At 52.7% G+C, this 9,476-nt stretch carries 8 protein-coding genes; 7 read left to right on the forward strand and 1 reads right to left on the reverse strand.

Features of this window, described 5'->3' with window-relative positions:
- On the reverse strand, positions 1–405 hold a 405-nt coding region (locus HJG40_RS12505), incomplete at its 3' end, for an MFS transporter (RefSeq protein WP_215864501.1).
- Between the two features lie 138 nt (positions 406–543).
- Between HJG40_RS12505 and xseB the strand changes: the two genes are divergently transcribed.
- Genes xseB through clpB form a run of 7 tightly spaced genes read left to right on the forward strand, consistent with a single transcriptional unit; the run spans position 544 to position 9,313 of the window.
- A complete protein-coding gene (gene xseB / locus HJG40_RS12510; RefSeq protein WP_215864502.1) occupies positions 544–780 on the forward strand; it encodes an exodeoxyribonuclease VII small subunit in 237 nt (78 codons plus the stop codon).
- A 3-nt stretch (positions 781–783) separates the two neighbouring features.
- Complete coding sequence (locus HJG40_RS12515; protein WP_215864503.1) at positions 784–1,704, forward strand: polyprenyl synthetase family protein; 921 nt, start codon at positions 784–786, stop codon at positions 1,702–1,704.
- Positions 1,701–3,575, forward strand: coding sequence for a 1-deoxy-D-xylulose-5-phosphate synthase (dxs, locus tag HJG40_RS12520; protein WP_215864504.1), 1,875 nt, complete (start codon positions 1,701–1,703; stop codon positions 3,573–3,575). The genes HJG40_RS12515 and dxs overlap by 4 nt, the downstream gene beginning before the upstream one ends.
- 40 nt (positions 3,576–3,615) lie before the next feature.
- Positions 3,616–4,410, forward strand: coding sequence for a GTP cyclohydrolase FolE2 (gene folE2, locus HJG40_RS12525; protein WP_215864505.1), 795 nt, complete (start codon positions 3,616–3,618; stop codon positions 4,408–4,410).
- Positions 4,411–4,413: 3 nt separating this feature from the next.
- Positions 4,414–5,505: a chorismate synthase gene (gene aroC, locus HJG40_RS12530; protein ID WP_215864506.1), complete on the forward strand. Its 1,092-nt coding sequence runs from the start codon at positions 4,414–4,416 to the stop codon at positions 5,503–5,505.
- A 3-nt stretch (positions 5,506–5,508) separates the two neighbouring features.
- Positions 5,509–6,675, forward strand: a complete 1,167-nt coding sequence (locus HJG40_RS12535; RefSeq protein ID WP_215864507.1) for an MFS transporter — start codon at positions 5,509–5,511, stop codon at positions 6,673–6,675.
- 40 nt (positions 6,676–6,715) lie between these two features.
- A complete protein-coding gene (gene clpB, locus HJG40_RS12540; RefSeq protein WP_215864508.1) occupies positions 6,716–9,313 on the forward strand; it encodes an ATP-dependent chaperone ClpB in 2,598 nt (865 codons plus the stop codon).
- Positions 9,314–9,476 lie beyond the last annotated feature (163 nt).

Below are 9,476 nucleotides of genomic sequence, written 5' to 3' on the forward strand. Positions count from 1 at the left end.
GCGCGCCACCCGGGAGGATTCGGGGTGAAACACCGACGAACCCAGACCCACCAGTGCGGCAGCAAGCAGGAGTATCAGATAATTGGGGGCAATGGAGAGTAACAATAAACCCGCAAAAGTAGATACCATTCCAATAGGCAACGAAAAAGGCAGAGGATGTCCATCCGTATAACGCCCGACCAGTGGTTGAATTATGGATGCCGTCAGCTGGTAAGCCAGAGTGATCAATCCGATCTGGGCAAAGCTCAAGTCAAAATTACTTTTGAATAATGGGTATACCGCCAACATCAACGATTGAATGCTATCATTGAGGAAATGTGACACGCTGATGGCACCCAGCACGTCAAAGCGGGTGCCTTCCTGCTTTGACAGGATGTTTACCTGCGCGGTCTTTTGTATGGACATGGGAAGAAGAACCTTTCGGAATGGAAAACCAGGCGAAATATTAGTGTCCAATTAACCGACCGTCCAGTATGAAATTAAATTTTTGCGCTTGCCCCGAGGATGGGGCCTAGTGTTTAATTGGCAAACATGGAAAAAGACATGAATAACGAACGCTCTTCTGCAGACACGCCCGCAGATTTCGCCAGCACCCTTGACGCTCTCGAAGCTACGGTTCGCCGTCTGGAAGGTGGTCAGTTGGGCCTTGAAGATTCTGTAGCTCTGTTCAAGCAGGGCATGGATCTCGCCAAACGTGCTGAATCACAACTACTACAGGCGCGCCAGACCGTGGAAATACTGCTGGGAGAGAATGCCACCCCAATGACTCAGGATGAATAATCAATGACCCTGGAAGCCCTGGAGACCACTCAGAATTTTGCATTATTTCGTCAGCATGCTGTGCAACGCATAGAAGCTGTTTTGCAGAGTTTGCTCCCCAATGAACATATTTTACCAGCCCGTTTGCACGACGCCATGCGTTACAGCACTCTGGGTGGCGGCAAGCGCATACGGCCGCTGCTGGTGTACGCTACCGGACTTTGTCTGGACATTGCCCCAGAAAAGCTTGATCGTCCTGCTGCCGCCCTGGAAATGATTCATGCCTATTCGCTGGTCCATGATGATCTTCCGGCCATGGACAATGATGATTTACGGCGGGGGTTACCCACCTGTCACAAGGCTTACGATGAAGCCACTGCTATTCTGGTTGGTGATGGCTTGCAGGCCCAGGCTTTTATCGCCCTGTCCGAGCCGGGTTGGGGTGTTGATGCTCAATGGCAAGTCCGCATGCTGGCGGCACTCGCCCAGGCAGCCGGTTCTCGGGGTATGGTCGGCGGGCAGGCCATTGATCTGGCGGCGGTCGGCCATGAGCTGGCTTTGCCCGCTCTCGAACAAATGCACTTGCACAAAACCGGAATGCTGATTCGTTGCGCCATTCAGCTGGCTCTTTGTGCGGCAGGGGTTGAAGAAAATTCGGAGCAGGGCAGCATGCTGTTACAATATGCGGATCGGGTCGGACTGGCTTTTCAGGTTCAGGACGACATTCTGGATGAAATCGGTGATCTGCAACAAACCGGTAAAGCCCTGCAAGGCGCAGACCGTAGTCGTAACAAACCCAGTTTTGTCACCTTGCTGGGCTTAAAAGAAGCCCAAAATTACGCCCACCGGCTTCTGGAAGAGGCTCATGCTGCCTTGCAGTCCTGGCAGCATGAGGCGGATCATCTGCGTGCACTGGCGCGCCTAATTGTAGAGCGGAATAAATGACGGACTTGTTGAAGGGCATTCCTATGCCCGAAGAACTGCGGAGAATGTCCCGCACTGAATTAAAAGGCGTCGCCAAGGCGTTACGTCAATTTCTTTTGGAATCCGTGAGTCAGACTGGAGGACATTTATCGTCCTGTCTGGGTACGGTAGAACTGGCGGTTGCCTTGCATACGGTTTTCAATACACCCGATGATCGCTTGGTCTGGGACGTCGGTCATCAGGCCTACCCGCATAAAATTCTGACTGGACGAGGGTCCCGCTTTACCCAACTGCGCATGAAAGACGGACTTTCCGGTTTTCTAAAGCGTGATGAAAGCCCCTACGACAGTTTTGGGGCGGGTCACTCCAGCACCTCCATCAGCGCCGGGCTGGGAATGGCGGTTGCCGCAAAACTGGAAAAGCTTGACCGGGATGTTGTTGCGATTATTGGTGATGGTGCCATGACCGCCGGAATGGCTTATGAAGCCCTCAATAATGGCGGGGTACTGGATGCCAACTTACTGGTGGTCCTGAATGATAATGAAATGTCCATTTCTCCCAACGTCGGTGCGGTTTCCCAATATCTCACCCGCATCCTTTCTGGGCGCTTGTACAATACCGTGCGTGATGGTGCGGGGCAGGCATTAAGCCTGGTGCCGCCGCTGCGCGAGCTGGCCAAAAAGGCTGAGGAAGGCGTCAAGGGATTGGTCACTCCGGGCACTCTTTTTGAGGAAATGGGCTTCAATTATTTTGGGCCTATCGATGGCCATGACCTGGACGCCCTTATTCCCACCCTGGAAAACCTCAAAAAAATTAAAGGCCCACGTCTTTTGCATGTGATGACCAAAAAAGGCAAAGGCTACGGACCAGCCGAAGAGGATCCCTGCGGCTATCATGGTGTCACCCCTTTCAATCAGAGTGACGGAAAAATGGCCAAAAAGGCGGGAGGGCCGCCCAGCTACACCAAAATTTTTGGCGATTGGCTCTGTGATAAAGGCGCTGCAGAATCCAGCTTGGTGGCCATTACTCCGGCCATGCGCGAAGGTTCAGGCCTTGTGCGTTTTGAGCAGCTTTATCCAGAACGCTATTATGATGTGGGCATTGCCGAACAACACGCCGTGACTTTTGCTGCAGGCATGGCCTGTGATGGCATGCATCCGGTCGTGGCGATTTATTCGACCTTTTTGCAGCGCGCCTATGACCAATTGTTGCACGACGTCGCTATTCAGAACCTACCCGTACTGTTTGCCATAGATCGGGCCGGCTTGGTGGGCGCCGATGGAGCTACTCATCAGGGTGCCTTCGATATGGCCTATTCGCGTTGCATTCCCAATCTGGTGATTATGGCACCCAAAGATGAGCAGGAACTGCGTGACATGCTCAATACCGGGTTCGCTTATCCCGGTCCGGCGTTGGTTCGTTATCCCCGTGGGAATGGAGTAGGGCTGGAACTGGATAAAAACCTGGAGCGGACCGTACCACTAGGCAAGGCGGAAGTTCTCCGCTCCGGAAAAAAACTGGCCATATTGGCTTTTGGTACACGGGCTGCAGCAGCTTTGCAGGCTGGGGAAGCGCTAGATGCCACAGTTATTAACATGCGCTTCGTCAAACCCTTAGATCATGCGTTGCTCCAGGAGTTGGCCGAGACCCATCAGGCTTTGCTCACTATAGAGGAGGGGGTGATTGCCGGTGGCGCAGGTTCTGCTGTGGCAGAATATCTGCTAAACCAGGGGCAAATGGTTCCCATGCGCATTCTTGGGTTTCCAGATCAGTTTATTGAGCAGGGAGATGCCAACCAGTGGCTGGCAGAACTGGGGTTGGATGCTTCTGGAATCACCGAAGCAGGTCGAATTTTACTGGGATCCCTTGCCCGGAAGCCGGGTCACGCGTAATATCTGACTAAATTGGTCCACTATTCAATGTGAGGTGCGCGTGAGGAATTGCGCTACAGAAATTCTCGAAGATGTTCAGGGTCGGGTAGATCCCCGTGCCATTCCCATTCAGCAAGTGGGTATTCGTGCCGTCAGGCACCCTCTGCAGATTGCAGACAGGGATGCAGCAGTCCAACCCAGTGTTGCCTTGTGTAACATGTATGTCAGTCTGCCTGCCCATCTCAAGGGTACGCACATGTCGCGCTTCATGGAAATACTGAATAACCAGGAAGCGCCCATCAGTGTCGAAGGTTTTCGGGGTATTGTTGAGCAAATGTGCACACGCCTCGAAGCCGATTCGGCACGACTCGAAATGCGCCTGCCGTTTTTTGTGCAAAAAGCGGCGCCTGTTTCCGGTGTCAAAAGCATGCTGGATTATGAGGTGGAGTTGATTGGCGAAATCACCCCGCAAGGTTATCAATTAACCTTGGGTGTCATGGTGCCGGTAACCAGCCTCTGTCCCTGTTCAAAAAGCATTTCAGAATACGGGGCGCATAACCAGCGCGCCCATGTTTGGGTGCATGTCCGCAGCCGGGATACTATCTGGATTCGGGATATTATTGATTTAATTGAGGCCGAAGCTTCCTGTGAATTATATGGTTTACTGAAGCGTCCCGATGAAAAACATGTAACGGAATATGCTTATGATCATCCCAAATTCGTCGAAGACATGGTCCGGGATGTCGCTCTGCGCCTGCAGGAAGATCCGCGCGTGCGCTGGTTTTCAGTGTCATCGGAAAACTTTGAGTCCATTCATAACCATTCGGCTTACGCCATGATTGAAATGGAAAAATAATTCATGGCTGGCAGCAGTTTCGGGGAGTGTTTCCGGGTGAGCACCTTTGGCGAAAGTCATGGACCGGCCATTGGCTGTATTATTGACGGCTGTCCGCCGGGAATGCTCCTGGCACCGGAAGATATACAGGGTGATCTGGATCGCCGCCGCCCGGGGCAGTCACGCCACACCACCCAGCGCCAGGAAAAAGATCAGGTAGAAATACTTTCGGGCGTGTTCGAAGGGGTGACCACTGGAACACCCATCGGCCTGCTCATTCGCAATACCGACCAACGCTCCCAGGATTACAGTAAAATCAAGGATCTGTTTCGTCCTGGTCATGCAGATTATACGTATCTGCAAAAATACGGATTACGGGATTATCGAGGAGGGGGGCGCTCATCGGCTCGCGAAACCGCGACGCGCGTTGCTGCGGGTGCCGTCGCCCGTAAATTTCTTAAAGATAGGCTGGGCATGGAAATTCTTGCCTGGATGGCGCAGATGGGGACTGTGAAGGCCCAATCGTTTGATGCTGCTGAAATTTCTCAAAATGACTTTTTTTGTCCCGATGCCAGTGCCGCAGAACAAATGGCAGAATTTCTGGATGCATTACGTAAAGAAGGTGATTCCATCGGTGCCCGGGTAGATGCCCGGGTTACGGGTATGCCGACAGGACTGGGTGAACCTGTTTTTGACCGCCTGGAAGCAGATATTGCCAAAGCCATGATGAGTATTAACGCGGTGAAGGCGGTGGCTATGGGCGATGGTTTTGACGTGGTTGAACAGCGTGGCAGTCAGCACGGCGATGCGATGACACCGGACGGTTTTCTGAGTAATCATGCTGGTGGCGTGCTGGGCGGAATCTCTTCTGGTCAAGATCTGACGCTATCGGTGGCCATCAAACCCACCTCCAGTATCCGTATTCCCCGTCAAAGTATTGATATTCATGGCATGTCTCAGGAAGTGATAACCACCGGTCGCCATGATCCCTGTGTGGGTATTCGTGCGGTACCCATTGTTGAAGCTATGCTGGCCTTGACTTTGATGGATCACTGGATGCGCCACCGCGCCCAGAATGGAGATGTACAGTCTCCACTTCCCCCTATTTCTGCATAACTAATGGGCATTGAACGGGAAGGGGGCTGGCTGGCCGCCTTCTATTTTATTTATTTCTGCGCCTTGGGTGCGTTCATGCCCTACTGGGGACCCTGGTTGCATGCCCAGGGTCAAACCCCTCTGGCTATTGGTATCCTCACCGCTGCCGTACAATTCAGTAAAGTTCTGGCACCTAATCTCTGGGGATGGTTATCCCACTTTTGGGGGAGCCGCCGGATTGTGATGCTGGGGACTCTGCTCACCGCTGCCGGATTTCTGGCACTGGAATTCAGCGCCGGTCATTTCCTGGTCATCCTGCTGATCACCTTGGCATTTTCTTTTTTCTGGGCCGCAACGTTGCCATTGGTGGATGCGGCCACTATGGACTGGGCGCAGCGCCGCTCGGCCTCTTATGGTCGCATCCGCTTGTGGGGTTCAATAGGCTTTATTGTCCTGTCCCTGGGAATGGGGGTGTTCATCAGCCACTGGGGAATGGGCGCATTTTTACCCGGTATTTTGGTGTTTTTAGTGCTTGCCTGGTGGGTAAGCCGCCATTTGCCCTACGGAACCCATAACCATCCGTCACATCAGCGGCGCCCGCGCATGAGTCCGGTCTTGCGAGATGCCGGGCTCTGGTTTTTTTTGTTGGCGGGCTTGCTCGAACAGGCCAGTCACGGCGTATATTATGCCTTTTATTCGATTTATGCCGAGGCGCATGGGCTTAGCAGTAGTAGTGTCGGCATGCTTTGGGGCTTTGCCGTGCTTTGCGAAGTCGCCTTTTTCTGGTGTGGAGATCGTTTTATTCGTCGCTTTGGTGTGCCGCTGGTTTTTACCGCCTCCTTTTTTTTGACTGCGCTGCGCTGGGGAGTAATTGCCTGGTGGCCGGGTTTACTCTGGATAGTGCTTGTCCAGAGTCTGCATGCAGCCAGTTATGCAGCTTTTCATCTGGCCGCTGTACACTGGGTATCTGAGCGTTTTCCCGGAGCCTTGCGGGCCCGGGGCATGGCGCTTTATGCCAGCATGGTTTATGGCCTGGGCGGCGGCATTGGTGCCCTTGCTGCGGGCTGGTCCTGGGCCCAATGGGGTGGGCAGCTGACTTTTGCTGCGGCTGGCCTGGTGGCTTTGTTGGCCAGTGTTTTTCTCATCAAAGGATTGCGGGTATCACCCGCACTTGAAAAAAAGACCATCTGATCCCATGTGATGGTCAACGTTTATTCCATGGAGCTTTACCATGCGCACCGATAAATTGACCACCAAATTTCAACAGGCTTTTCAGGATGCCCAAAGCCTTGCCCTCGCTCAGGATCATCAACAAATTGAACCCATCCATTTTTTGATCGCTTTTCTGGATCAGGAGGGCGGCATTGCCCGTCCGGTTCTTGCCAAAGCCGGCGTGCAGGTGGATGCCCTGCGTAATCAGCTGAATCGCGCACTGGAAGGCATGCCCAAGGTACATGGTCAGCCCGGCGAAGTGCAGGTGAGTCGTGACTTAACCAACATGTTTAATCTGGCAGATAAAATCAGTCAGAAACGCGGTGACAGCTTCATTTCTACCGAGCATTTTCTGCTCGCCCTACTGGAAGACAAGGGCGAAGCCGGACGCTTATTGAAAGCTGCAGGAGCCACCAGCAAGGATCTTGAACAGGCTGTCCATGATCTTCATGGTGGCGAAAAAATCAACGATGCCAATGCTGAAGAACAGCGTCAGGCGCTGGAAAAATACACCACTGATTACACCGAAAGGGCTAGACAGGGTAAACTGGATCCGGTTATTGGGCGCGACGATGAAATCCGCCGCACCATTCAGGTGTTGTTGCGACGCAGCAAAAATAACCCGGTGTTGATTGGTGAACCCGGCGTCGGCAAAACGGCTATTGTTGAAGGCTTGGCTTTGCGTATAGTCAATGGCGAAGTGCCGGAGTCCCTGCGCGACAAGCGCCTGCTGGGTCTGGATTTGGGGGCATTGATCGCGGGTGCCAAGTTTCGCGGTGAATTTGAAGAACGTCTTAAAGCCCTCTTAACGGATCTTGAAAAAAGTGAAGGGAAAATCATTCTTTTCATTGATGAAATTCATACTCTGGTAGGGGCTGGTAAGGCTGAAGGTTCCATGGATGCTGGCAATATGCTCAAACCGGCATTGGCGCGGGGTGAACTGCACTGCATCGGCGCCACTACCCTGGATGAATACCGCAAATACATCGAAAAAGATGCGGCGCTGGAACGCCGTTTCCAGCGGGTGCTGGTGGATGAGCCCAGTGTTGAAGACAGTATTGCCATTTTGCGGGGTCTCAAGGAGCGTTATGAGGCACATCATGGGGTACGCATTACCGATCCGGCGTTGGTGGCGGCCGCCCAGTTATCGCACCGCTATATTCCAGATCGAAACCTTCCCGATAAAGCCATTGACCTGATGGATGAAGCAGCATCGCGCATCAAAATGGAAATTGATTCCAAACCTCAGGAACTGGATGAACTGGAACGCCGTATCATCCAGTTGAATATTGAGCGGGTCGCGCTGGAAAAAGAAAAAGATGAAGCAAGCCTCAAGCGACTGGATATTTTACAGTCGCAAATCAAGGATCTGGATAAAAAATATCAAGATCTGGAAGAAGTCTGGAAAGGTGAAAAGCTGACCATTGAAGGCACTTCGCAAATTCAGAAAGAACTGGACCGCAAACGTGTGGATCTGGATACAGCGCGCCGCGCCAATGATCTGGAGCGCATGGCAGAATTACAATACAGCGTCATTCCTGCCCTCGAAGCCCAGATCAAAGCGGCTGAAACTCAAGGCGAAGGCGCAAAGCAAACTAAACCGACTCTTCTACGCACTGAAGTCGGTGAAGAAGAAATTGCCGAAGTCGTGGCCCGCTGGACAGGTATTCCTGTTTCAAAAATGCTCGAAGGCGAAAAAGAAAAACTGTTGAAAATGGAAGAACGCCTGCAAGCGCGGGTAGTGGGACAAAGTGAGGCAGTGGCAGCGGTTGCCAATGCCATTCGCCGCTCTCGTGCAGGACTTTCTGATCCACGCCGACCCAACGGATCATTTTTGTTTCTTGGCCCCACCGGAGTGGGTAAAACCGAATTGACCAAGGCTTTGGCAGAATTTTTGTTCGACAGTGAAGATCTGCTGGTTCGTATTGATATGAGTGAATTTATGGAGAAGCACTCGGTAGCGCGCCTGATTGGTGCCCCGCCCGGATATGTCGGCTACGAAGAGGGTGGCTATTTGACCGAAGCGGTACGGCGTAAACCCTACTCGGTAGTTCTGCTTGATGAGGTGGAAAAAGCCCATGCTGATGTGTTCAATGTCCTTTTGCAGGTGCTCGATGATGGTCGCCTGACGGATGGGCAGGGTCGCACGGTGGATTTTCGGAATACGGTCATTGTCATGACTTCCAATCTTGGTTCGGACCGGATTCAGGAGTTCAGCCGAAGTGGCAATTATGACGCCATGCGCGTCGCCGTAATGGATGTGGTTCAGGATCATTTCCGTCCGGAATTCCTGAATCGTATTGATGAGATGGTCATTTTCCATCCGTTGACAGCCGTACAACTGCGAGAAATCACCAGTCTCCAGATGGACGCATTGCGGGCGCGCCTGAAAGAGCGTGATATGGACTTATTGTTAAGTGAGGGAGCATTAGATCGTCTTGCCGAAGTGGGATATGACCCGGTTTACGGAGCCCGTCCCCTGAAGCGAGTCATTCAGCGGGAAATTGAAAACCCTCTTGCCCAGCGATTATTGCGCGGAGATTTCAGTCCGGGTGAAATCATTGAAGTGATGCTTGAAGGCGATAATTTCACCTTCACCCCACGTCGTCTGCACTGATTTATTCTGAGCACGGCGGTGGGCCGGGAGGCTTTGCAGCGACTTTGGCCCGCGCCGTTGTTGTTCTTGGTGAAATCCTGCGCCCGTCAGGAGAGCTGTCTGAGCCCAAAGGGCGAGTTCTCTCCTGACAGCAGGATGAGCCTTAGAACAACAGGCAAGGGAC

Source organism: Acidithiobacillus concretivorus, assembly GCF_018853445.1.
In the GTDB taxonomy this organism is placed as follows: Bacteria; Pseudomonadota; Gammaproteobacteria; order Acidithiobacillales; family Acidithiobacillaceae; genus Acidithiobacillus; species Acidithiobacillus concretivorus.